Genomic DNA, 23,282 nt, shown 5'->3' with positions numbered 1-23,282 from the left:
CGCCCTCAGGGCTCGACGTCCTCGTCGGCGTCGCCCTCCCGGCCGGCCAGCAGGCGGCGCAGGGACGCCACCCGGGCCGGGTCGGCCTCGCCGCGCTCCAGGGCGGCGCCGATCGCGCAGTCCTCGGCGTCCTCCCGGTGGGTGCAGCCCGCCGGGCAGTCCAGGGCGAATCCGGCCAGGTCGGGGAAGCCCCCGACGACGTCCTCCGGCGCGATGTGCGCGAGCCCGAAGCTGCGCACCCCCGGGGTGTCGATGAGCCAGCCGCCCTCGAACGGCAGCGCCACGGCGGAGGTCGACGTGTGCCGCCCCCGGCCGGTGACGGCGTTGACGTGCCCCACCGCGCGGTCCGTGCCCGGGATCAGCCGGTTGAACAGGGTGGACTTCCCCACGCCCGAGGACCCCACCAGGACCGTCGTGCGCTCCGCGAGGCGTTCCCGCAGACCCGTGAGCCCGCCCTCGGGGCTGAGCACCTCGAAGGGCACGCCCAGCGGCTCGTACATCCGGAGCAGCGCGTCCGGATCGGCCAGGTCGGCCTTGGTCAGGCACAGCAGCGGGGACAGGCCCGCGTCGTAGGCGGCCACCAGGCAGCGGTCCACGAACCGCGGCTGCGGGGCGGGGTCGGCCAGGGAGCACACGATCGCCAGCTGGTCGGCGTTGGCCACGATGACGCGCTCCACCGGGTCGGTGTCGTCCGCGGTGCGCCGCAGCACCGAGGTGCGCTCACGGACCCGCACGATGCGCGCCAGGGTGTCCGGCCTTCCCGAGAGGTCGCCGACCACGTCCACCCGGTCGCCCACCACGATCGACCCGCGGCCCAGCTCGCGGGCCTTCATCGCCACCACCCGGCCGCCCTCGACCAGGCACCGGTAGCGGCCCCGGTCCACCGCGGTGACCAGCCCCTCCACCGCGTTCTCGTGCTTGGGCCGGGTGCGGGTGCGGGGCCGCGAACCGCCCCGGGCGCGGATCCGGATGTCGTCCTCGTCGAGGTGGCGCCCCCCGCCCCGCGTGCGGCTCATGCGAGCGTCTCCGCCCACAGGCCGGGGAAGTCCGGCAGCGTCTTGCGGGTGGTGGCGATGTTCTCCACCTCCACCCCGGGCACCGCGAGCCCGATCACGGCCCCGGAGGTGGCCATCCGGTGGTCGTCGTAGGAGTGGAAGACACCGCCGTGCAGCGGCCGCGGCTCCACGACCAGGCCGTCGGGCAGCTCCCGGACGGCGCCGCCCAGGCGGTTGACCTCGGCGGCCAGCGCGGCGATGCGGTCGGTCTCGTGGCGGCGCAGGTGCGCGATGCCGGTGAGGCGGGACGGCGTCGAGGCCAGGGCCGCCACCGCGGCGATGGTGGGGGTCAGCTCGCCCACCTCCCGCAGGTCGGCCTCCAGGCCCAGGATCCGCCCGGTGCCGCGCAACGTCAGCGCCCCGTCGGCCCGGGACACCTCGCCGCCCATCCGCGTGAACAGCTCCCGCAGGCGGTCGCCCGGCTGGGTGGTGCGCTCGGGCCAGCCCTCGACGGTGACCTCGCCGCCGGTCACCAGCGCGGCCGCCAGGAACGGGGCTGCGTTGGACAGGTCGGGCTCCACGGTGATCTCGGCGGCCTCGACCGGCCCCGGCCGCACCGTCCAGACGTCGTCCCCGACCTCCACGGACACGCCCGCGGCTCGCAGCATCTCCACGGTCATGTCCAGGTGCGGCCGGGAGGGCACCGGGGCTCCCTCGTGGCGCACCCGCACCCCCTGCTCGAACCGGGCGCCCGCGAGCAGCAGCGCGGACACGAACTGGGAGGAGCCCGAGGCGTCCAGGACGACGTCGCCGCCGCGCACCCGGCCGGTCCCGCGCACGGTCATCGGCAGGGCGCCGCCGGAGTCGTCGATGCCGGCGCCCAGGGTGCGCAGCGCCGCCAGCAGCTCTCCCACCGGCCGCTCCCGCGCCCGGGGGTCGCCGTCGAAGTGCACGTCGCCGTCGGCCAGGGCGGCCACCGGCGGCACGAACCGCATCACCGTCCCGGCGTTGCCCACGTCCACCGAGGCGGGGCCGCGCAGCGGCGCGGGGGTGACGAACAGGTCCCCGCCGCGCTCCTCGACCACCGTGCCCAGGGCGCGCAGCGCGCCCACCATCAGCTCGCTGTCCCGGCTGACGAGGGGGCGGCGCACCAGGCAGGGCGTCTGCGACAGCGCCGCCAGGATCAGCGCGCGGTTGGTGACCGACTTGGAGCCGGGCAGGGAGAGGCGGGCGCGGACGGGACTCTCCGCGACGGGGGCGGTCCAGTGCGGTGCGGTGGGCTCAGGCATGACCCAAGGTTATCGGTCGCCCTCCCCGGAGGCTTATCCTTGGTGACGCCATGGTGTATCTGGATCACGCAGCCACGACCGAGGTCCGCCCCGAGGTGATCGCCGAGGTCGCGGCCGGGCTCGGCGCCCTCGGGAACCCGTCCTCCCTGCACGGCCACGGGCGCACCGCCCGCCGCGCCGTGGAGGAGTCGCGCGAGCGCATCGCCGAGGTGCTGGGGTCCACCCCGCACGAGGTGGTCTTCACCGCGGGCGGGACCGAGTCGGACAACATCGCGATCAAGGGCCTGTACTGGTCGCGCCACGGCCAGGACCCCCGGCGCCGCCGGATCATCACCAGCGCGGTCGAGCACCACGCCGCCCTGGACCCCGCGCACTGGACGGCCGAGCACCAGGGCGCGGTCCACGAGTCGCTGCCGGTGGACGACCGGGGCCGTGTGGACCCGCGGACCCTGCGCGAGGCCGTCGAGCGCGATCCGGACTCCGTCGCCGTGGTCTCGGTGATGTGGGCCAACAACGAGGTCGGCACCGTGCAGCCGGTGGCGGAGCTGGCGGCCGTCGCCGCCGAGTACGGCATCCCCTTCCACACCGACGCGGTGCAGGCCGTGGGGGCGGAGGAGGTGGACTTCGCCGGCTCCGGGGTGAGCGCGCTGACGGTCAGCGGCCACAAGCTGGGCGGCCCGGTGGGCACCGGCGCCCTGCTGCTGGCGCGCGGGCTGGCCCCGGTCCCCGTGCTGCACGGGGGCGGCCAGGAGCGCGACGTCCGCTCCGGCACCCTGGCCACGCCGCTGGTGCGCGGGCTCGCCACCGCGGTCGGCCTCGCGGTCGCCGAGCGCGAGAAGCACACCGACCACCTGGCCTCGCTGCGCGACACCCTGGAGGAGCGGGTGCGCGCGGTGGTCCCGGACGTGGTCGTCAACGGCGACACGGACCGGCGGCTGCCGGGCATCTCGCACCTGTCGTTCCCGGGCTGCGAGGGCGACGCCCTCCTGATGCTGCTGGACGCCAAGGGCATCTCCTGCTCCACCGGCTCGGCCTGCTCGGCCGGGGTCGCCCAGCCCAGCCACGTGCTGCTGGCGATGGGGGCCGACCCCGACACCGCCTCCAGCAGCCTGCGCCTCTCCCTGGGCCGCACCTCCACCGGGGCCGACGTGGACGCCCTGGTCGAGGCGATCGGCCCCGCCGTGGAGCGCTCGCGGGCCGCCCTGGCCAAGCGGCGCGGGGGCCGCTGAGCCTCCGCGGGGCCCCTGTGCCGGGGGCGGCGGGCGGCTCCGTGCCGCGGACGGTGCCGCCCCGGCGGACGGGCCCCGGCCCGGTGCGGACCGGGGCCGCGGCCCCTACTCCCCGCGGTGGACGGTGACGGACTCGATCACGACGTCCTCGGCCGGGCGGTCCGCGCCCTCGGTGGCGACCTGGGAGATCTCCACGGCCACCTCCAGCGACGCGTCGTCGGCCACGTGCCCGAAGATCGTGTGCTTGTCCTGCAGGTGCGGGGTCGGCGCCACGGTGACGAAGAACTGCGAGCCGTTGGTGGCCGGGCCGGAGTTGGCCATGGCCAGCACGCCCGGCTCGTCGAAGGTCTCCCCGGTGCCCACCTCGTCCTGGAACTGGTAACCCGGGCCGCCGCTGCCCGCGCCCTCGGGGTCGCCGCCCTGGATCATGAAGTCGGGGATGACCCGGTGGAAGACCGTGCCGTCGTAGAAGCGCTCCTCGCCGGTCACCGGGTTGGCCACCCCCTCGCCCTCGGCCAGGCCGACGAAGTTGGCGACCGTGACCGGCGCGATGTCGGGCAGCAGGTCGACCTCGATGTCGCCGTGGCTGGTGTGCAGTGTGGCGCCCGTCACGTCGCTGACGTCCACGTCCGGGACCTCGGACGAGGTCGGGGAGGACGGGGAGGCGGGCTCCGGGTCCCCGCCGCCGCAGGCGGCGGTCGCGGTCAGGAGCGCTCCGGCGAGCAGGGCGGCGGGCAGGGTGGTCAGGCGCATGTGATCACTCTTCGGGGAAGGCACGGACGGGAAGGCGGGCGCCACTCAGGGTATCGACCCCGCGGGTCTCGGCCGCTACCGGTACCCCGTCAGTCACGCGCCTCCCCGGGCTCCTCGTCCCGGCGTTCGGCCTGCTCACGGGCGCGCCGGCGCTGCTCCTCCGCGCGTTCGCGGCAGCGGCGCAGGAACTCCTCGTCGTCCTGCGGGGTCGCTCCGCGGGCCCGGTTGGGGTGGTCGTATTCGGGGAAGGGGGACGGTGGACGGACGGGACCGGTGGCGGCGGCCCGGCGCGGTCTGCCCAGGGCGAACCACAGCAGCGCGCCCAGTTTGGGCAGCAGCAGGACGATCACCGTCCAGGCGGGCTTGGGCAGCAGGCGCACGGAATCGGCGTCCGAGCCGATCACGTCGAACAGCGCGTACACCCACACGGCCAGTGCCACGGCGAAGAACAGCAGGTAGAGGTAGGCCAAGGGATCTTCCTGTTGATCGGGGGAACACCCGGAACACCGGGTGGCATTGTCAGACCTTGTACTGACTTATCACGGATCGCCGCACTCGATCGGTCGCTTGACCGGGCCCCCCGCCCCGGGAGAAGGTCGGAGCACGGGGCCGCCCGGCGTCGACCCAGGTCCGGCCCCACGGGCGACGGAGGAGGATGATGGGCGTGAACACGGTGTTGCCCTCGGCGGTATGGCTCCCCTTCGGCGCGCGGATCCTGCGCGCCCGCTCGGACAAGGGGCTCTCACGCGCCGAACTCGCCGCTACCGTCGGGGTGAGCGACGACAAGCTCGGCGAGGTGGAGGGCGCCCGCTGCCGTCCGGCCCGCTCCCTGGTGGAGCGGGTCGACAACGCGCTGGGGACCGAGCACCAGCTGGTGGACGCCTGGGCGGTCGCGCTCCAGGCGGAGGCGTTTCCCAACGAGTTCGGGGACCTGCGCGAACTCACCGTGCACGCACCCCAGGTGTGGGAGACACAGCCGGTGGTCATCCCGCCGTTCCTGCGCACCCGGGAGTACTCCTGGGCGGTGCTGCGGCCCAGCTACTTCGACCTGTCCGACGCCGAGGTGGAGGCCATGGTCGAGGAGGAGATGACCCTGCGGGCCGCGATGACCGGCCCCGACGGGCCCACGCTGCGCGTGGTCCTCAACGAGACGGTGCTGCGCAGACCGCAGGGCGGGGCGGCGGTGCTCAACGCCCAGCGGGACTTCCTGGCCGACCTGGTGTCGGCCGGGATCGTCCGGCTGGGCATGATCCCGGAGGACTCGCCCCGCCACCCCGAGCTCGGCGGGCCCTTCCGGCTCCTGGAGTACGGCGACCGCGCACCCATCGTGTACGCGTTCGCCGCCCAGGACGGTGAGCTCATCACCGAATCCGAGCAGGTCATGCGGTGTTCCATGGTCCGCGACGCCATCGAGGAGGTCACGGTGGAGCTGACCGCCGACTCGGAGGTCCTGAGCGCGCGCTGGCCCGAGGGCTGAGGGAGGGGCCGGGGCGTTCGGCGGGGGCGCCCCCGCGAAAGGTCTTGGGCCGGTGTCCCATGATGGGCTAGGTTGCCCGCCATGGATATCGCGATCACATCCGGATACGTCGTGCCCGTCGACGGGGACCCCGTCGACGGCGGCACCGTGCTCATCACCGACGGCAGGATCGCCGCGGTCGGCCCCGCCTCCGAGGTGGCCGTCCCCGAGGGCGCCACCGTCGTCGACGCCTCGGGCAAGTGGGTGCTCCCCGGCTTCGTCGAGGCCCACGGCCACATCGGCATCGACGAGGAGGGCATCGGCTGGGCCGGTGACGACACCAACGAGATGACCGACCCCAACGGCGCGCGGATGCGCGCCCTGGACGCCATCAACCCCGCCGACCGAGGCTTCGTCGACGCCCTGTCCGGCGGCGTCACCAGCTCGGTGGTCAAGCCCGGCTCGGGCAACCCCATCGGCGGGCAGACGGTCGCCGTCAAGTGCTGGGGCCGCAGCATGGAGGACCGGCTCATCAAGCACCCCGCCAGCGTCAAGAGCGCGCTCGGCGAGAACCCCAAGCGGGTCTACGGCACCAAGGACAAGCTCCCCTCCACCCGCCAGGGCGTGGCCGCGGTCATCCGCGACGCCTTCACCAAGGCTCAGGACTACAGGGCCAAGAGGGAGGACGCCGCCGGCGAGGGCAAGCCCTTCGACCGGGACAACACCCTGGAGGTGCTGGTCCGGGTCCTGGACGGCGAGCTGCCCTGGTGCCAGCACACCCACCGGGCCGACGACATCCACACCGCCATCCGGCTGTCGGACGAGTTCGGCTACCGGCTCATCGTCAACCACTGCACCGAGGGCCACCTGCTGGCGGACGAGCTGGCCGCGCGGAACATCCCCGTCATCACCGGACCGCTGATGACCAGCCGCTCCAAGGTCGAGGTCAACAACAAGACCCTGGCCAACCCGGGCATCCTCGACCGGGCCGGGGTGAAGGTGGCGCTGACCACCGACCACCCGGTCGTGCCCATCGAGTTCCTGGTCCTCCAGGCCGCCCTGTGCGTCAAGGAGGGCATGGACCCGGACGCGGCGATCCGCGCGCTCACCGTGAACCCGGCCGAGATCATGGGCCTGGACGACCGCGTCGGCTCCCTGCGGCCGGGACTGGACGGCGACGTGGTGGTGTGGTCGGGCGACCCGCTGGACCTGCGCAGCCGCGCCGAGCGCGTGTTCATCGAGGGCCGCGAGGTCTACACCTACGACTACGGGGCCCGGCGCGGCACGGCCGCGGACGCCTACTACCGGGAGGCGTGAGCCGGCCTGTCCGGGCCGCCCTCCCGGGCGGCCCGGGCCGCGCCCGGTGGCGTCCTTAGGCGCGGAGCACGGGATATGAGGCGGCCGTGGACCGCGATATACGGATACATGCCGATGCGCGGGCAGGGTCCTTAGCGGGAGTCTGAGGTCATCCGGGACGACGGAGCCCGGGACGACTTCCGGGAGGACGCCATGACGTACCACGACCCCGCCGCCGAGGCCGCCGCGCGCCACCGCCTCGACCGCGAGCAGGAGGCCGCCCGCGAGCGCGAGCTGCGGCGGATCCGCGAGGAGCGCCGCCGGGACCGGGAGCCGAGGCGGCCCGGCAGGCCCCGCGGCCGGGGCGGACCCGCGGGGGACTACCGCCTGGCCGTGTGAGCCCCCGGGTCGGGCCGGGGCGGGGGCGGGGCGCCGCGCGGGGTGCGGCGCCCCGCCCCCTCGTGCGCTCCCGGGAGCCCGGGGGATTCAGAGGAAGCCGGCCAGCAGGGACAGGCCGACCACGACCAGCAGCGGGCCCAGGACGAGTCGCAGCCCCTTGCCGAACACGATGTTCAGCGGGGCCAGGGTCCCGGTGGCGAAGAGCGTCGGATCGGACTCCACGTGGCGGACGCGTACCGGGTCCCCGACCACGGGGCCCCCGAAGAGGCGGTCCACGGGGTCGCGGGCGTGCACCCGACGCCCGTCGGCGGTGGTGAACCGGACGGTGAGCGCGTGGACCAGGTAGCGGTCCGACCCGCCGCCGGCCCCCGACGACCGGGTGCGGGTCTCGGTCCAGGCGTCGGTGACGGTGCCCTGCGCCTCCAGCACCCGCCCGCGGTACAGCCCCGACAGCAGGCGCACCAGACCGGGCAGCCCCGCGAACACCGTGTTCAGCCCCACGAGCGCGATCGCCGCCGGGACCACCAGGAACACCAGCCCGAACGGGGAGACGGCGCCGCTCGGGGCCGACCAGGCGATCGCCGCGGCGGCCGACACCACCAGCGCGCCCAGCACGCCCCCGGCGATCCGCAGCGCGCGGCCCCCGGAGCCGGCCCGGACCCCGAAGCCCTCCTCCCCGTCGGCCCGGGCGATGCGCAGCACCCGCAGCCGCGAGGGGTCGCCGGGCGCGTACACGCCCTCGACACGGGTGCCCGGTGCGGGGTCGTACCCGCCCAGGCCCGAGTCGTCCACGGCCTCCCAGGTGCGGCGGCCGTCCGCCGACTCCGCCCGTACCGCGACGGTGGGACCCGCCGCGCCCCGGCCCGGGGGAGTCGAGGAGAGGACGGTCCCGTACACGGGCTCGCCCCCGTTCCGGAGGGGGTCGCCCCGCAGGGCCGACGGGGCCGACCGGACCCACCGCACGATCCAGCCCAGTGCGACGACCGCGAAGAGCCCGGGGAAAAGGAGGGCGAGGAGGGGGAGGTCCATGTCCCCTTTGTACCCGGTGCGCTTCTTGCGGCGCAGGTCCGGGCCGGGTCGGGCCGGACCGCACGGTGCCGCACGGACCCGGAGACCGCGCGCGGCCTCCGGCGGGGGAGCGCTCCCCCTCGGCCCGCTCCGCCGCCGGCCTCAGGAGGAGAGGGAGATCCTCCGCAGGGGGGCGTCCCCGGCGGGCTCCGCGCCGCCGACCGTCGCGAACACGGTGGCCCGCTCCGCCTCCAGCCGCTTCCAGGTCTCCCCGGGGTCGGCGGTGGGGAGGGGCGTCAGGATGACCGGCGCCCCCGACGCCATCAGCGCCGGCAGCAGCTCCGCACCCGGGCCCAGGGCGGACGGCCCGGCATCCGGGTCCAGGAACAGCGCCACCCGGTCGGCACCGGTCAGCCCCCAGCGCTCCGCGCGGTCGCGCCCCTGGGCGACCAGCTCCGCGCCGGTCAGGGTCCGCCCCAGCCGCAGTGCCGGGGCCTGAGGGTCGACCGGGTACGGGGAGAACCGGTCGCCGTACCCGCGCACCTCCACCGAGTAGTCCAGCACCATCGGCGGGACCTCCCGCAGCGGCAGCCCCAGCGGGTGCAGCGAGGTGCCCACGACCTCCTCGGCCCCGCTGTCCAGGGCCGCCTCCAGGCGGTCGGGGTCGGCCACCGCCACCTGGGCGTCCGGGGTCGGCGCGGCGCCGTCGGCGACCTCGGCGACCGCCCCCACCGACCAGCACGCCGTCAGCCACACCAGGGACTGCCAGTGCACCGGGAGCGCCACCGCGACCCGGTCGCCCGGCTGCGTCCCCAACCCGTCGACGAGCATGTTCGCGGTCTTGGACACCCAGTTGTCCAGGGTGGCCCGGGACAGCTCCACCCGGCCGCCCGAGGCGTCGTAGGAGGTCGTGAAGGGGCGGGTCGGATCGGCGGCCACCAGGTCGCGCCACAGCTGCGCGGGAGTTTCGGACATGGCCCTCACTCTAGGACGTGCCCGCACCGGCCGCCCACCGGCGCGTGGGACCCCGGGCCGTGATGCGGCGGGTCCGTAACGAACGGCCGAGCGGTGTGCGGGGGAGTGACGGGAAGTGACACAGTAACCCCATGCGCTTGCTTCCCGGACGATTCCTCGCCCGTGTCACCGCGCTCCCCGCGATCGCCGTCTCGGCCTGGCTCCTGGTTGCCTTCCCCCTGCTGGCACTCGGCCTGTTCACCCCCTGGATCGCCCTGATCCTGGGGGTCCCCGCCGTCATCGCGGCCGGAGCCCTGGTGCCGCGGCTCATCCCGGACCCGGAGGAGGACGTGCCCTGGTGGCCCGTCGTCCTGGTCCTGGTGGTCGCCGCGGCCTTCGCGATCGTGCAGGTCGCCTACCACGCCGAGGCCCTGGTGATCCGCCGCGACCCCGCCTCCTACGCCATGTACACGGTGTGGATCGCGGAGAACGGCCACCTGCCGATCCCGCAGCAGCGGGAGCTGATCGCCGGCGACGACCCCGCGCTGAGCTACCAGAGCCTGGCCCACTACGAACGCGGCGACTCCATCTGGCCGCAGTTCATGGCGGGCGCCCCCCTGGTCACCGCCGTCGGTTACTGGCTGGGCGGCCTCGACGGCATGCTCGTCACCACGCCCCTGCTGGGCGCCCTGGGAGTCCTCGTCTTCGCCGGGCTCACCGCCCGCCTGGTCGGAGCCCGCTGGGCCCCGCTCGGCGCCCTGGTGCTGGCCCTGTGCCTGCCCCAGCAGTGGGTCAGCCGGTTCACCTACAGCGAGCCCGTCACACAGATCCTCCTGCTCGGCGGACTCGTCCTGGCCTACGACGCCCTGGTCGCGCGGACCCGGATCACCGACCGGTGGTCGCGCGCCCACACCCTGGCGGCCGTCGCCGGACTCGTGTTCGGCCTGGCGCTGGTGGTGCGCATCGACGCCATCCGCGACCTGCTGCCCGTCGTCGGGTTCATCGCCCTGCTCCTGGTCGCCCGGCGCGGCCAGGCCCTGCCCCTGCTCGGCGGGCTGGCGCTCGGCACCGGCCTGGGCCTCTACGCCGGCTACGGGCTCTCCCTGCCCTACCTGGAATACCTGTCCGACTCGCTCGACCCGCTGCTGATGATCAGCGGCGGGGTGCTGCTGGCGGCCGTCGCGGGCACCGCGGCGCTGTGGCGGTACGGGCTGCCGCGCACCGACCGGGTCCGGTGGCTCCCCAACGCCGTCGGCGCCCTGGCCCTGCTCACCATGGCGGGCTTCGCGGTCCGCCCGCTCCTGTGGCCCGACTACGGCCACGGCAGCGACTTCACCGACGGCTGGGTCGCCTACGTCCAGTCCCAGGAGGGGCTGCCGGTGGAGGGCAGCCGCACCTACTACGACATGAGCCTGTACTGGGTGGGCTGGTACGTGGGCCTGGGCACCGTCCTGTTCGCCTCTCTGGGCGTGGCCCTGGTCCTGCGCCGCCTCACCCGGTGGCGCGACCCCCAGTGGCTGCTGCCCGCCATGTTCCTGGTGTGGTCGGTGGCGACCACCCTGGTGCGCCCCGCCATCACCCCCGACCACCCCTGGGCCAGCCGCCGCCTCATCGTCCTGGTGATCCCCGCGTTCGTGCTGCTCGCGGTCTGGTTCCTGGCCTGGCTGACCCGGTACTGCACGGTCGCCGTCCAGGCGGAGAGGCACGGCTCGCCCGCCCGCGTGCTCCCGGTGGTGGTCGCCGCCGGGGCCGCCGTGGCGATGGTCGGCCCCACCGCCGTCACCTCCGTCACCGGGATCATGGGATACCGGCAGGACGTGGGGACGGTGGAGGCCGCGGAACGGCTGTGCGCCGCCTTACCGGACGACGCCTCGGTGGTCGTGGTCGACTCCGGGATGGCGGGCAACTACATGCCGCTGCTGCGCAACGTCTGCGGTGTGCCCACCGCCGCGCTCGACGACGCCACCCCCGACAACGTCAACCGCGTGCTCGGTGAGATCCTGCTGCGCGACCGCACGCCCGTGCTCGCCTCCGAGGACTGGGAGCAGCTGGAGGACCTCGTCCCCGGGACGGCGCCGGAACGCCCCTTCCACGTCGTCGCCCAGATGGATCCGAGTACGCTCATGGAACCGCCCACCGGCCACTGGACCTTCGTCGGGAACGTGTGGATCACGGTCGTCCCACGCCCCTGAGCCCCGCCCCCGCCGCCCCGCCGCAGCCCCCTCACCCGTTGAGAAGAACGCATGAGCCAGACACACGACGACGCCCGCTCCCGATCCGACGACCCGCCGGTGCGGGTCACGATCGTCCTGCCCTGCTACAACGAGGAGGACCACGTCGTCGACGAGGTCAAGCGGATCTGCTCGGCCATGGACGCGTCCGGGTACGGGTACGAGCTGCTGGCCGTCGACGACGCCTCCTCCGACGCCACCCTGGAGCGGCTGCGCGAGGTCGCGCCGCTGTTCCCGAGCATGCGCGTCATCGCGTTCGGGCACAACGGCGGCTCCGGCACGGTCCGCCGCATCGGCAGCCAGCGGGCCCGCGGCGAGTACGTGGTGTGGACCGACGCGGACATGAGCTACCCCAACGAGCGCATCCCCGAGCTGGTCGCCATGCTCGACGCCGACCCCGAGACCGACCAGGTGGTCGGCGCCCGCACCCAGGAGATGGGCAGCCACAAGGCGCTGCGGGTGCCCGCCAAGTGGATCATCCGCAAGATCGCCGAGAAGCTCACCAATACCCGCATCCCGGACCTCAACTCCGGGCTGCGCGTGTTCCGCCGCGACGTCGCCCGCCCCTACCTGCGGCTGCTGCCGCCCGGGTTCTCCTGCGTCACCACCATCACCCTGGCGTTCCTGTCCAACCAGCACCCGGTGCGGTACGTGCCCATCGAGTACGCCAAGCGCGCCGGCACGTCGAAGTTCCACTTCGTCACCGACGCCTACCGCTACATCCTCCAGGTGCTGCGCATGGTCATGTACTTCAACCCGCTCAAGGTGCTGATGCCGCCCGCGCTGACCCTGCTGGGCCTGGGCGCCGCCAAGTTCGTGTTCGACCAGGTGCGCAACCCGCTGTACATGCCCAACAACACCGTCATGATCCTGATGACGGGGCTGATCATCGCCGCGATCGCCCTGCTGGCCGACCTCATCGTGCGCTCCCGGGAGAGCGCGTGAGCGCCGCCCGGGTCGCCCTGGTGGGCCCGGTCCACCCGTACAAGGGCGGCGGTGCCCGGCACACCACCGAGCTGGCGCACCGGCTCCGGGCGGCCGGGCACCCCACCGCGGTCGAGTCGTGGCGCGCCCAGTACCCGGCGGCGCTCTACCCCGGGACGCAGACCGTGGACGAGCCCGAGGGGGAGCCCTACCCCGGCACCCGCCGCGAGCTGGCCTGGTACCGGCCCGACGGCTGGTGGCGGGTCGGCCGGCGGCTGGCCCGGGAGTCCGACCTGGTGGTCCTCACCCTGTTCTCGCCCGTCCAGGTGCCCGCCTACCTCGGCCTCCTGGCCGGGGTGCGGTCGGTGCGCGCCGGGGCGGCCCGGGTGGTGGCCCTGTGCCACAACGTCCTGCCGCACGAGCGGCGGGCCGTGGACGTTTCGCTGGTCCGGGCGCTGCTGCGCCGGGTGGACGGGGCGCTCGCCCACTCCGCCGACCAGGCCCGCCTGGCCGAGGGCCTGCGCGGCCCCGGGGCGCGGGCCCCGGTCACGGCCGTGCTGCCCCCGCACCTGCCCGCGACCGGCCCGGTCGCCGCCCCGGAGCCGGGGGAGCGGCGCCACCTGCTGTTCCTGGGCATCGTCCGCCCCTACAAGGGCGTGGACGTGCTGCTGCGGGCCCTGGCCGCGGGGGCGCCCGACGACGTGGCGCTGACCGTCGCCGGGGAGTTCTGGGGCGGGACCGGGGAGCTGTCGGCGCTCGCCGCCGAACTCGGGCTCGCCGACCGCGTGCGGCTGCGCGACGGGTACGTGCCCGCCGAGGAGCTGCCGGGCCTGTACGCCGCCGCCGACGCGGTGGTGCTGCCCTACCGGACCGCCACCGCCAGCCAGAACGTGTGGCTGGCCCACCAGCACGGCCTGCCCGTGGTCGCCACCCGGGCCGGGGCGCTGGCCGACCACGTCCGCGAGGACGTCGACGGGCTGCTGTGCGCCCCCGGCGACGTCGACGACCTGGCCCGCGCGCTCCGGGGGTTCTACGCCCCGGGCGCCCCCGAGCGCCTGCGCGCCGGGGTGCGCCCCGTCGACCCGGACCCCTACTGGGCCGACTACATCACCCGCCTCCTGGCCGCCTGAGCCGCCCCGCATCTGCGCCGCACCTTCTGTGGAAACACGAAAAGTGACGATGTCGCGGCCTTGTTCACGACCACGAACCGGGAGTCGCCACCATCGCCGGTGAGCGGAGCTGAGACCTGCCGACCGGCACCGGGCGAAGCATCCTGAAGCAGGCGGCAGCACGTGGAGGCGGCGGGCGAGGTGCACGGGGGCGCCTGTGTCAGGGGGAACGGCATGCTGCCGTAGAGACGCACGCCCGGGAGCTGCGCAGTCCGCCGCGCGGGTCCCGGGCGGCAGGGGCCTACCGCGGAGGCCCGTCGATCCACATGGAGGACTCGTAGAGCGTGTACTTCACCACGTCTCCGGGCTCGCACCAGTCGGACTCCGACGCGGCGGGTTCGATCACCACCTGTTCCTGGGAGAGCAGCCCACCGGTGGCGGGGTCGAAGAGGATCCGGTGCTCGACGGCGCCGATATCGGTCGGGTCGAGGGTGTAGGCCACGCCCACGGCCGACCGGCCGGACACGTCCCGCGCCGAACCGAGCGGCCGGACGCCGGGCATCCCGGCCAGGAGGGTGTACATGCCGGCTCTGACCTCGGGGGGGAAGGGGAGGTGCAGCGACCGGCTGACGTAGGAGAACCGCCGCGCCTCCTCGCTCTCGTGCCCGCTTCCCGTCGTCGACGGGTGCCCGGTGCCGTCAGGACCCTGCCCCACCGGGTCGTCCGGCATGGGCTCCGAGGCGGGGAACAGCATCTCCTCCAGGTCGTCGGGGTCGGGGGACGCCTCCTGGAGACCCTGGTGGTCCACGGTGCCGAGTCCGAAGTCCCAGCCCCCGGGATGCGGACCGGACATCTCCCCGAAACCCTCCTCCCGCGTGGGGATGTCGCCGCGCTCCACCTCGGGGTCGGGCTCCCACCGAACGGGGGAGCCGTCACGCTCCCACGCGTCCCAGGCGTCCTCGTTCACCAGCTCCCACGTCGTCGCATCGGTCCGCTGGGCGTTCAGCCCCCACTCCTCGCCTCCCTCGCTCCGGCCGGTCCCGATGTCGTACTCGTCCACCCAGCTCCAGGTTTCGGCGTGGTAGATGTTGTAAACCCCGTACCTGTCGTCCTTTGGGCCCACCCCCCACGCCTCCGCCGATCGGGTGCGCAGGTTCCAGACGTCGCCCCTGACGGGCAGGTTCCGGGCCTCCTCGATGACCGGGGCCATCACCTCCAGGGCGGTGGGGACCTCCTCTACGGGCTCCGCGGACGTCTCGGCGGCGGGCGCCGCGGCGCCCTGGGCGCAGGCGGTCAGGGTGAGGACCACGGCCGCGGTGGCCGGGAGCAGGGAACGGGCGGGGTGCATGGGGGCTCCTGTTTCAGGTGGTGCGGGGAGAGGGGAACGCCGTTTCCGGGCGGGTGGCCGACCCGTCCGGGATCCGAGTCGTCCACCGCGCGGATCCCGGACGCCGCCGCGGACTACGGCGGGCCTTCGGAGGTCCAGAGGCTCTCCTCGTAGGCGACGTACCGGGCGTGCTCGCCCGGCCTCTGCCAGGCCTGGGCGTGCTCCGGCGGGGTGATGACGATCGTCTCGTAGGAGAGCAGCTCCGCGGTCTCCGGGTCGAACAGCAGCCGCTGTTCGAAGCGCCCCTGGGCGCCGTCGTCCGCCACCTGGGAGATACCGACCGCCGGGCGCCCCAGCACGTCCTCGCCCTCGAAGGGCGCCACCTCCGGGGCCTGGGCGATCATCTCGTAGATCCCCGCGCGCACCTCGGGCGATGTCGGTAGGGCGGCGGCGTCGAAATAGGGCTGCAGGGGCCTGTCGCCGGGGCGGACCGCCGTGCCCAGACCGAACTCCCCCCGCAGTCCGTCGGGGTCGGTCGGCAGGGCGGCCAGGTCCTCGTCCTCCAACTGGACGGTGTCACCGATGACGTAGTACCAGTCCTTGTACGGCGGGCCCGGAACATCCATCGCGTGCTCCTGGGCGATCGACACATCCCCGTTCGTGCTCTCCGTCCACGTCTGCGGGGAGCCGTCCCGTTCCCAGGCGGCCCGCTGCTCCTCGGAGGCCGGCTCCCAGCGGTCGTCCAGACCCCGGTGGCTCGACTGCGACAACGCCGTGTTCCGCCAGTGCTCACCGGTGATCCGGTACAGCATCGCGTAGGGGTCGTCCGCCGGGCCCACACCGATGGCCTCGGTCGTCTCCGAACGCGTGTACCACACGGTCCCGGTCTGCTCCTGGGCGCCGATCTTCTCGATGAGCGGACCCATGGTCTCCATCGGGTCGCCCTCCACCTCCTCGATCGCCTCCTCGGAGGGGTCGACGGCGGGGCCCACGCCGACCGTGAACGAGCCGGGGAACACCACCAGCGCCAGGAACACGGCGGCCGCCGCGACCAGCGCGAGGCCGCTCAGCGCCAGCGGAAGCAGGCGGGGGCGGCGCACCGGCCGGAACTCCCCGCGGCCAGGCCGCCAACCGGTGAGCAGCGCCAACTCCTCGGAGGTGCGCTCGGGGATCTGGGACCTCAGGGTCCTCAGGTGGTCGAGCTCGTTCACCGGGTCCCCTCCTCGTTGATGACGGCGGACGCGGACAGGGCGGCGCGCAGGATTCTGCGGGCGCGGTGCAGCCGGGAGCGCACGGTACCCACCGGGATGCCGAGCACCGAGGCGGCCTCCTCGTAGGTCAGATCTCCCCAGGCGATCAGCAGCAGGACGTCGCGGTCGCCCTTGGAGAGCCGGGCCAGGACGCTGGCCAGGGAGGCCGACACCGCGTCCGCGTCCACCCGCGCGTCCACCCGGTCGGCGTGCCCCTCCAGCACCGGGTCGGCGCCGGTCCGCGCCAGGGCGCGGTAGTGGCGCGTCTCGGTGCGGTGGTGTCTGCGGATCAGGTTGGCGGCGATCCTCCACAGCCATGGGCGTGCGTCCGGGTACGCAGGGTCGTAGCGCCGCCGTTCGCGGAAGGCGATGTGGAAGGTCTCGGCGACCACGTCTTCGGCCTCGGCGGAGCCCAGCCTTCGGGCGGTGTAGCGATGCAGCGCGGGTGCGTGCCGGTGGAAGATCTCACCGAAGCCGGCGGGTTCGTGCAGCGACCGGCGGATGACCGACGCGTCGCTCTCCGCTCCTTCGTGCGCCTGCGCCCGGGAGGCGGTGGGGGACATGGGGGTCCGATCCGTGGGGGACGTCAGAGGCGTGCTTCTACCTGTAGTAGCCCGATCCCCGGAAAGGGGTTCACGCCGGTCCGGGCCGCCCGTCGGCGTCCGCCGCCGCGCCACCGAACCGCGCCAGCGGGACCGACAACCCCGCCCACGCCACGTCGGCGACCGTCATGACCAGCCGCGACAGCACCGCCGCGACCAGGGCCGCACCGGCGTCCACCACCGGGGCCAGGGCCACCACCAGCACCGCCTCGCGCACCCCCAGCCCGGCCGGGGCGAACACCACCAGCAGGCCCAGCGTCCACGCCAGCGCGTACGCGCCCACCGCCGGGGCCAGCGACCCCCGCGGGTCGCCGCCCACCGCCCACACGAGCACCCACAGATGCAGCCCCAGCGGTACCCAGGCGGCCAGCGTCCACCCCAGCGCCGCGGCCATCGCCCGGCCGCCGATGTCCAGCGGCCCGGCCTCGGCCACCTCGCGGAACCGGGCGAAGGGACGCGCGGCCAGGCGCACCCCCCACCGCACCACGCGCGGGTGCAGCCCGGCCAGCAGCAGCGGGGCCAGGGCGAGCGCCCACCACCACGTCCGCGCCGCCTCCGCCGACGACAGCGGCAGCGCCACCGCCGCCACCGCCAGGCCCGCGGCCACCGTCACCCCCACGGCCAGCAGCGTCGCCGCGGTGCCCCGCACCCGGGGCACCGCGTGGTCGCGGGCCAGCTCCACCTGCGCCACGAACGCCCACACCGACCCCGGCAGGTACTTGCCGAGCTGGCCCACGAACATCACCCGCGCCGCCACCGGCACCGGCAGCGGGGAGCCCAGCCCGGCCAGCAGCGCCCGCCAGGCCATCATCTGCGCGGTCAGCCCGGCCATCCCGGCCAGCACCGCCAGCGGAAGCGTCCACAGCGGGAGGGACAGCGCGGTGTCGCGGGCCTGCTCCCAGTGCCCGTGCAGGGCCCACCCGGCGCACGCGCACAGCAGGACCAGCAGCGCGAGCCGCACCCAGGGGTCGCGGCGCAGCCGAGCGAGCACCCGGTCCCTCCTCATCGTGTCCGCGGCCTGTTCTCCGGCAACCCTCCCGCGCCGCCGGGGGCCGCGGGCCCCGGCGGGCCCCAAGGAGGGTCCGGCCCCCGCCCAGCCCCTCCTCCGGCCGGACCGGAGCGGGGGCGCGGACCGGGGGAACACGGTCCAGGGCCGACCCTACGCCCTCCCGCGCCCGGCCGACGCGGTTCACCGGAGCGGAACCGGCGGGGCGTAGGGTGCCGCTTATGACCGGTGCGAACGAACCCGCCCCCGCCCCGTCCGCCCTGCGCCGCGCCCTCGCGCGCGCCCGGGACGGCAAGACCCTGGACGCCGCCGAGGCGGAGGTCCTGCTGCACGCCCGCGGCGAGGACCTGGAAACCCTCCTGGGACACGCGTCCCGGGTACGCGACGCGGGCCTGGAGGCCGCGGGCCGGCCCGGGGTGGTCACCTACAGCCGCAAGGTGTTCGTCCCGCTCACCCGCCTGTGCCGCGACCGCTGCCACTACTGCACCTTCGCGACCGTGCCCGGCCGCCTCCCGGCCCCGTTCCTGTCCCCGGACGAGGTGCTCGACATCGCCCGCAAGGGCGCCGCGATGGGCTGCAAGGAGGCCCTCATCACCCTGGGGGACCGGCCCGAGGACCGGTGGCGGCAGGCCGCGGAGTGGCTCGACGCCCACGGCTACGACGACACCCTGTCCTACGTGCGCGCCACCGCCATCATGATCCTGGAGGAGACCGGGCTCCTGCCCCACCTCAACCCGGGCGTGCTGACCTGGTCCGACTTCCAGCGCCTCAAGCCCGTGGCCCCCTCCATGGGCATGATGCTGGAGACGACCTCCCGGCGGCTGTTCGAGGAGAAGGGCCAACCGCACTACGGCAGTCCGGACAAGGACCCCGCCGTGCGCCTGCGCGCCCTGGAGGACGCCGGCCGCACGAACGTCCCCTTCACCACCGGCCTCCTCCTGGGCATCGGGGAGACCGTCGCCGACCGCGCCGAGTCCATCTTCGCGATGCGCGCCGCCGCCCGCCGCCACGGCGGGATCCAGGAGGTGATCATCCAGAACTTCCGCGCCAAGCCGGACACCGCGATGATGCACCGGGCCGACGCCGAGATCGACGGGATGGCCGCCGCCATCGCCGTCACCCGCCTGGTGATGGGGCCCAGGGCGCACATCCAGGCGCCGCCCAACCTCATCGGGGCCGAGGACGGCGGCCGCGACGAGTACGCGCTCATGCTCCGCGCGGGCATCGACGACTGGGGCGGGGTCTCCCCGCTCACCGCCGACCACGTCAACCCGGAGCGGCCCTGGCCGCAGATCGACGACCTGGCCGCCCGCAGCGCCGCCCAGGGGTTCGAGCTCCGGGAGCGGCTCACCGTCTACCCGGAGTACGTCCGGGCGGGGGAGCCCTGGCTCGACCCGCGGCTGCGGGCGCACGTGGAGGCGCTCGCCGACCCGGTCACCGGCCTGGCGGTCGAGGACGCGCCGCTGGTGGGCCGCCCCTGGCAAGAGCCCGAGGCGGTGCTCACCTCCCGCGGGCGCACCGACCTGCACACCGCCGTCGACACCGAGGGCCGCACCACAGACCGGCGCGGCGACTTCGACGCGGTGTACGGCGACTGGGAGTCCCTGCGCGGCGAGGTCGACCGCGAGGGCGCGGTGCCCCGGCGGTTCGACCCGGAGGTCTCCGGGGCCCTGCGGGCCGCCGAGAGGGACCCGGCCGGGCTGTCCGACGCGCAGGCCCTGGCGCTGCTGCACGCCGACGGGGCGGAGCTGGAGGCGCTGGCGGAGCTGGCCGACGGGGTGCGGCGCGACGCGGTCGGCGACGACGTCACGTTCGTGGTCACCCGGAACATCAACTTCACCAACGTCTGCTACACCGGCTGCCGGTTCTGCGCGTTCGCCCAGCGCCGCACCGACGCCGACGCCTACACCCTGTCGCTGGACCAGGTCGCCGACCGCGCCGAGGAGGCGTGGGACGCGGGCGCCACCGAGGTGTGCATGCAGGGCGGCATCCACCCGGACCTGCCGGGCACCGCCTACTTCGACATCGCCGCCGCCGTCCGCGAGCGCGTTCCGCGGATGCACGTCCACGCGTTCAGCCCGATGGAGGTGGTCAACGGGGCGGCCCGCACCGACCTGCCGGTCCGCGAGTGGCTGACCCGGGCCCGCGACGCGGGCCTGGGGTCGCTCCCGGGGACCGCCGCCGAGATCCTCGACGACGAGATCCGCTGGGTCCTCACCAAGGGCAAGCTCCCGGCGAGCGCGTGGATCGACGTCATCACCACCGCGCACGACCTGGGCATCCCCACCACGTCGACGATGATGTACGGGCACGTGGACTCGCCCCGCCACTGGGTGGCGCACATCAAGCTGCTGCGCTCGCTCCAGGAGCGCTCCCTGGAGCGCAACGGGCGGCCGGGGTTCACCGAGTTCGTGCCGCTGCCGTTCGTGCACACCAGCGCCCCCATCTACCTCGCGGGCCTGGCCCGCACGGGGCCCACGGTCCGGGAGAACCGGGCGGTGCACGCGCTGGCCCGCCTGCTGCTGCACGGGGCGATCGACAACATCCAGTGCTCCTGGGTGAAGCTCGCCGAGGACACCTGCCGGCTGCTGCTCCGCGGCGGGGTCAACGACGTGGGCGGCACCCTGATGGAGGAGACCATCAGCCGCATGGCGGGCTCGGACCAGGGTTCGTACAAGACCATCACCGACATCCGCGCCCTGGTCGAGCCGACCGGCCGCCCGCTGCGCCAGCGCACCACCCTCTACGGCGAGGTCCCCGAGGAGCGCCGCCGCACCGCACTGGCCCGCGACGGCGTCGCCCCGAGCATCCTCCGCCGCCCCCTCCCCCTCGCCTGAGGCCCGGGGAAGGGGGAGGGCGGGAGCGCCGGGGGACGGGCGCTCCCGCCCTCTTCCGTACGGGGCCGCGCGGAGCGGGAAGGGGGACGGGCCCCCGCGCGCGGCCCCGGGGTCAGCAGGCGCCGACGAGGCGCCAGACGCCCCATTCGCCGGTGGTGCCGGGCTCCTCGCCCTGCGTCCACCACTGGGCGCGCCACTCGGAGCCGCCGTGGGAGACCACGTCGCCGCCGGTGTAGGTGCCGCCGGGGGTCCAGGCCTGCGCGGTGCAGTCGCCCGGCTCACCGCCGGGGTCCTCGCCGCCGGGGTCCCCGCCGCCGTCGCCGGGGCCGTCCACCACGGTGCCCTCGCGCGGGTGGTCGTAGGTGAGGGCGTACTCCGTGCCGCCCGCCTCGATCCGCCAGTTGGAGGGCTGGGCGATGGGCAGCCGCCAGCTGAGGTCGAACGAGAACGTCCCGCCCGCCGGGATGGACTGCCAGTCCGGCACGGTGATCTGCGCCCGGTGGAAGTCCCCGTCCAGGCCGCCGATGTTGTTCGCCCGGTCGTGCCCGATCTGGAGGTGGGTGAGCCCCAGCCCCGACTGGTCGCCCATGTCGCCCGGCGCGGAGGTGCCGTAGTCGAAGGTGATCTTCGCCCCGCCCGGGATGGCGGTGCCCGAGTTGTTGGTGAGGGTGACCTCCGGGCTGATGGGGTAGTTGTTGTCGCCCAGCGCGAACCCGCCGAAGTCCACGTCCACGTCCAGGACCTCGGCCGGGGCGTCGGTCTCGGCCTTGCGGGCGCCGTACGGCCCCGCGTCGCTCAGGGTCTCGTGCAGCGACGTGATGAGGGTGTCGCCCATGACGTACTGGCCCGCGCCGGCGTCGTAGGAGTAGTCGCCCGCCATCTCCCAGATCATGACGCCCCCCAGGCCCGTGTCGGCCACGTAGTCGGCCTTGGCCCGGATCGTCCGGTCGGCGTCGCCGGTCAGGAACGTGCGGGTCTGCGCGTTCCACCACCACTCGTTCCCGGTCACGTCGTCCCAGTGGCGCTCGTAGGTGCCCGTGATCGGCTCGTCGACCCCGTAGTCGGCGGCGTAGTCGCCGACCACCCCGTCCTCCAGGTTGAGCACGTGCCAGATGGGGTTGGCGCCCGCGGCGACCTCGCCGCCGGTGACCGGGTCGCTGTCGTGCCACAGGTTGTCGATGCCGTCCGCCCCGTTGCCGCAGGGGGTGTTGACCCCGGTTCCCGGCGGGCACTGCGTCTGGTCCGGCAGGGCCGCGGTGCCCCAGAGCCCGTCGGTGCCGCCCTGCACGCCGGTCCAACCGCGCGTGTAGAACGGGACGCCCAGGTTGATCCGGCCCGCCTGCATCGCGCCCCGGAAGTAGTGGTGGGCCCAGTCCGCGTTGAGGTAGCCGATGCCGTTGTAGGCCCCGTACACCGCGCTCAGCTCGGGGTCCAGGCCGCTGTCGTACAGCGCGCCGTTGTGGCCGACGAAGTGGTTCCAGGTGCCGTGCAGGTCGTAGGTCATCATGTTCACGAAGTCGAGGTACCGCACGACCTGGTGCACCTCCTGGCCGCGCAGCAGCCACCCGGAGGCGGGCACCGCGGCGGTCAGCTGGTAGTACGTGCCGTCCTCGGCGGAGGCCTCGTCGAGCTTCTCGCGCAGCACGCGCATCAGCTCCTCGTAGCCCTCCCACAGCAGGCCGCGCCGCGCGTCGGAGATCCAGAAGTCGTCCGGGCTGCCCGCGCCGTTGTTGGAGGTGGCGTACTCGTAGTCGATGTCGAGCCCGTCGAACCCGTACTCGCGCACGAACTCCACCGCGGAGTCGGCGAAGGTCTCGATGCCCGCGTGGTTCACCCCCGTGGGCGTCGTCGTCATCGAGTAGAACCCGCCGCTGTCCACCCGCTCGCCGTCGGCGCCGAAGTACCCGCCGGTCTCGGCCCAGCCGCCGACCGCCACCAGGGTCTTCACCCCGGGGTGCTCCTTCTTGAACCTGTTGAGCAGGTTGAAGTGCCCCCGGTAGTCGAATTCGGGGTCGGGCTCCAGGCCCTCCCAGGTCATCCCGGTGGCCGGGTTGTCGGGGGTGTCGGCCCCCACGGACACCCGGTCGTCCGGGCCCACGTGCGCGAAGGCGTAGTTGATGTGGGAGATCCGGTCCCAGGGGATGTCGTCGGCCAGGTACTCGGGCTGCCCGTTGGAGCCGTTGCGCCAGCTGGTGAAGTAGCCGATGACCCGGCGGTCCAGGTCGTTGGGGAGCTTCTCGCGGCCGTCGGCGTCGTAGATGTCGCAGTAGGGGACGTCCACGCCGGGGGTGGCGTACAGCCCGTCGGGGCGGCACCCGGCGTCGGAGGAGGCGGACGCCTCGGCGGGGGCGGGCGGGGCCGCGGGCGCGGCCTGCGCGGTGGCGGGGGCGAACAGCGTCCCCGCCGCCAGGGCCAGCGCCGCCAGGGCGGAGCCGAGCCGGCGGGCGGTGCCGCCGCGGGGTCGGGTGTCGGGCATGGGGGGCCTTCCTCGTGATCTCGGGGGATGCGCCGGGCCCGTCCGCGGGCACGGCAGAGGGCCCCGCCGGCACGGGGGGGCCGGGGGAGCTCGAAGAGAAGAAGGGGTCGGGGCGGGCCGCCCGGCGTGCGCCGGACGGCC

General features: G+C 74.6%; 19 protein-coding genes. 8 read left to right on the top strand and 11 right to left on the bottom strand.

Annotated features, from left to right (window positions below; all coding sequences use genetic code 11):
- Positions 1 to 5: 5 nt before the first annotated feature.
- A complete protein-coding gene (gene rsgA / locus BUE45_RS06920; RefSeq protein WP_073376611.1) occupies positions 6 to 1,016 on the bottom strand; it encodes a ribosome small subunit-dependent GTPase A in 1,011 nt (336 codons plus the stop codon).
- The gene (gene aroA / locus BUE45_RS06915) at positions 1,013 to 2,284 is read right to left on the bottom strand and encodes a 3-phosphoshikimate 1-carboxyvinyltransferase (protein ID WP_073376608.1); all 1,272 of its coding nucleotides are present in this window, start codon (positions 2,282 to 2,284) and stop codon (positions 1,013 to 1,015) included. The genes rsgA and aroA overlap by 4 nt, the downstream gene beginning before the upstream one ends.
- A 50-nt stretch (positions 2,285 to 2,334) precedes the next feature.
- On the opposite strand from aroA, the gene BUE45_RS06910 reads away from it, so the two are divergent.
- Positions 2,335 to 3,513 (top strand): cysteine desulfurase family protein, encoded by a 1,179-nt coding sequence (locus BUE45_RS06910; protein ID WP_073376605.1) that lies wholly within the window; start codon positions 2,335 to 2,337, stop codon positions 3,511 to 3,513.
- Between the two features lie 105 nt (positions 3,514 to 3,618).
- Here BUE45_RS06910 and BUE45_RS06905 read toward each other — a convergent pair whose 3' ends face one another.
- Complete coding sequence (locus BUE45_RS06905; RefSeq protein WP_073376603.1) at positions 3,619 to 4,266, bottom strand: peptidylprolyl isomerase; 648 nt, start codon at positions 4,264 to 4,266, stop codon at positions 3,619 to 3,621.
- Positions 4,267 to 4,355: 89 nt separating this feature from the next.
- Complete coding sequence (locus tag BUE45_RS06900) at positions 4,356 to 4,736, bottom strand: PLDc N-terminal domain-containing protein (protein WP_073376600.1); 381 nt, start codon at positions 4,734 to 4,736, stop codon at positions 4,356 to 4,358.
- Positions 4,737 to 4,924: 188 nt separating this feature from the next.
- On the opposite strand from BUE45_RS06900, the gene BUE45_RS06895 reads away from it, so the two are divergent.
- The 3 genes from BUE45_RS06895 (at position 4,925) to BUE45_RS06885 (ending at position 7,417) form a co-directional block, all read left to right on the top strand.
- The gene (locus BUE45_RS06895; protein WP_073376598.1) at positions 4,925 to 5,743 is read left to right on the top strand and encodes a helix-turn-helix domain-containing protein; all 819 of its coding nucleotides are present in this window, start codon (positions 4,925 to 4,927) and stop codon (positions 5,741 to 5,743) included.
- A gap of 81 nt (positions 5,744 to 5,824) precedes the next feature.
- Positions 5,825 to 7,039: an amidohydrolase gene (locus BUE45_RS06890; protein ID WP_073376595.1), complete on the top strand. Its 1,215-nt coding sequence runs from the start codon at positions 5,825 to 5,827 to the stop codon at positions 7,037 to 7,039.
- A gap of 192 nt (positions 7,040 to 7,231) precedes the next feature.
- A complete protein-coding gene (locus tag BUE45_RS06885; protein ID WP_073376593.1) occupies positions 7,232 to 7,417 on the top strand; it encodes a hypothetical protein in 186 nt (61 codons plus the stop codon).
- Positions 7,418 to 7,504: 87 nt separating this feature from the next.
- Here the strand turns inward: BUE45_RS06885 and BUE45_RS06880 are convergent, their stop codons facing one another.
- Both BUE45_RS06880 and BUE45_RS06875 read right to left on the bottom strand, forming a co-directional pair.
- A complete protein-coding gene (locus BUE45_RS06880) occupies positions 7,505 to 8,446 on the bottom strand; it encodes a DUF3592 domain-containing protein (RefSeq protein ID WP_073376591.1) in 942 nt (313 codons plus the stop codon).
- 141 nt (positions 8,447 to 8,587) lie between these two features.
- Complete coding sequence (locus BUE45_RS06875; protein ID WP_073376588.1) at positions 8,588 to 9,400, bottom strand: TIGR03089 family protein; 813 nt, start codon at positions 9,398 to 9,400, stop codon at positions 8,588 to 8,590.
- A gap of 131 nt (positions 9,401 to 9,531) precedes the next feature.
- Here BUE45_RS06875 and BUE45_RS06870 point away from each other — a divergent pair, with 131 nt between their 5' ends.
- From BUE45_RS06870 to BUE45_RS06860, 3 genes are read left to right on the top strand one after another with little or no spacing between them, the layout of a single operon-like run.
- Entirely contained in the window at positions 9,532 to 11,571 is a 2,040-nt protein-coding gene (locus tag BUE45_RS06870) for a hypothetical protein (protein WP_073376586.1), read from the top strand.
- A 51-nt stretch (positions 11,572 to 11,622) separates the two neighbouring features.
- Positions 11,623 to 12,555: a glycosyltransferase family 2 protein gene (locus BUE45_RS06865; protein ID WP_073376584.1), complete on the top strand. Its 933-nt coding sequence runs from the start codon at positions 11,623 to 11,625 to the stop codon at positions 12,553 to 12,555.
- Positions 12,552 to 13,664: a glycosyltransferase family 4 protein gene (locus BUE45_RS06860; protein ID WP_073376582.1), complete on the top strand. Its 1,113-nt coding sequence runs from the start codon at positions 12,552 to 12,554 to the stop codon at positions 13,662 to 13,664. The genes BUE45_RS06865 and BUE45_RS06860 overlap by 4 nt, the downstream gene beginning before the upstream one ends.
- A gap of 280 nt (positions 13,665 to 13,944) precedes the next feature.
- Here BUE45_RS06860 and BUE45_RS06855 read toward each other — a convergent pair whose 3' ends face one another.
- The 4 genes from BUE45_RS06855 to BUE45_RS06840 form a co-directional block, all read right to left on the bottom strand.
- On the bottom strand, positions 13,945 to 14,991 hold the full coding sequence (locus BUE45_RS06855; protein ID WP_084737005.1) for a hypothetical protein: 1,047 nt from the start codon (positions 14,989 to 14,991) through the stop codon (positions 13,945 to 13,947).
- 113 nt (positions 14,992 to 15,104) lie between these two features.
- The gene (locus BUE45_RS06850; RefSeq protein WP_073376577.1) at positions 15,105 to 16,181 is read right to left on the bottom strand and encodes a CU044_5270 family protein; all 1,077 of its coding nucleotides are present in this window, start codon (positions 16,179 to 16,181) and stop codon (positions 15,105 to 15,107) included.
- Positions 16,178 to 16,783: an RNA polymerase sigma factor gene (locus BUE45_RS06845; RefSeq protein WP_073376575.1), complete on the bottom strand. Its 606-nt coding sequence runs from the start codon at positions 16,781 to 16,783 to the stop codon at positions 16,178 to 16,180. The genes BUE45_RS06850 and BUE45_RS06845 overlap by 4 nt, the downstream gene beginning before the upstream one ends.
- A gap of 70 nt (positions 16,784 to 16,853) precedes the next feature.
- Positions 16,854 to 17,813 (bottom strand): lysylphosphatidylglycerol synthase domain-containing protein, encoded by a 960-nt coding sequence (locus tag BUE45_RS06840; protein WP_073376572.1) that lies wholly within the window; start codon positions 17,811 to 17,813, stop codon positions 16,854 to 16,856.
- Between the two features lie 236 nt (positions 17,814 to 18,049).
- On the opposite strand from BUE45_RS06840, the gene BUE45_RS06835 reads away from it, so the two are divergent.
- A complete protein-coding gene (locus BUE45_RS06835; RefSeq protein WP_073376569.1) occupies positions 18,050 to 20,665 on the top strand; it encodes a bifunctional FO biosynthesis protein CofGH in 2,616 nt (871 codons plus the stop codon).
- A gap of 112 nt (positions 20,666 to 20,777) precedes the next feature.
- Here BUE45_RS06835 and BUE45_RS06830 read toward each other — a convergent pair whose 3' ends face one another.
- Positions 20,778 to 23,141 (bottom strand): chitinase C-terminal domain-containing protein, encoded by a 2,364-nt coding sequence (locus BUE45_RS06830; RefSeq protein WP_073376567.1) that lies wholly within the window; start codon positions 23,139 to 23,141, stop codon positions 20,778 to 20,780.
- Positions 23,142 to 23,282: the final 141 nt, after the last annotated feature.

The organism is Nocardiopsis flavescens, from assembly GCF_900141985.1.
GTDB lineage: Bacteria > Actinomycetota > Actinomycetes > Streptosporangiales > Streptosporangiaceae > Nocardiopsis > Nocardiopsis flavescens.
Note: the sequence above shows the minus strand (reverse complement) of the source record. Positions and strands in the feature narration are given on the sequence as shown.